This window comes from Shigella sp. FC1661 (genome assembly GCF_001712525.1).
Classification (GTDB): Bacteria; Pseudomonadota; Gammaproteobacteria; order Enterobacterales; family Enterobacteriaceae; genus Escherichia; species Escherichia coli.
Genome location: NZ_MDGW01000492.1, coordinates 1 through 402 on the forward strand (window position 1 = coordinate 1; position 402 = coordinate 402).

1 protein-coding gene is annotated in these 402 nt (G+C 52.5%); it reads right to left on the reverse strand.

Annotation, left to right across the window (positions count from 1 at the left end; translation table 11 throughout):
- Nucleotides 1–42 precede the first annotated feature (42 nt).
- Nucleotides 43–402, reverse strand: a 360-nt coding sequence (locus BFF42_RS21070; RefSeq protein WP_001463889.1) for an integrase core domain-containing protein, incomplete at its 5' end; no start/stop codon positions are given.

The following is a 402-nucleotide window of genomic DNA, read 5'->3' on the forward strand; positions in this document are numbered from 1 at the left end:
TGAACCGCCCCGGGTTTCCTGGAGAGTATTTTATCTGTGAACTCAGGCTGCCAGATCATCGTTTCCGATGGAAGCATAATAAGCTTTTTCTGCTTCTGCCGGAGGAGTATGGCCCAGCCTTTCCAGCAATCGTCGATTGTTATACCAGTCCACCCACGTGAGTGTGGCCAGTTCCACTTCTGCACGGTTTTTCCAGCTCTTACGGTGTATTACCTCCGCTTTGTAAAGACCATTGATGCTCTCCGCCATCGCGTTGTCATACGAGTCGCCTGTACTTCCTGTTGATGCCAGTAATCCGGCTTCCTTAAGCCGCTGTGTGTAGGCCAGCGATACATACTGAGAACCTTTATCACTGTGATGGACCGTGCCGGACGGTCGACGGGCCCATAACGCCTGCTCCAG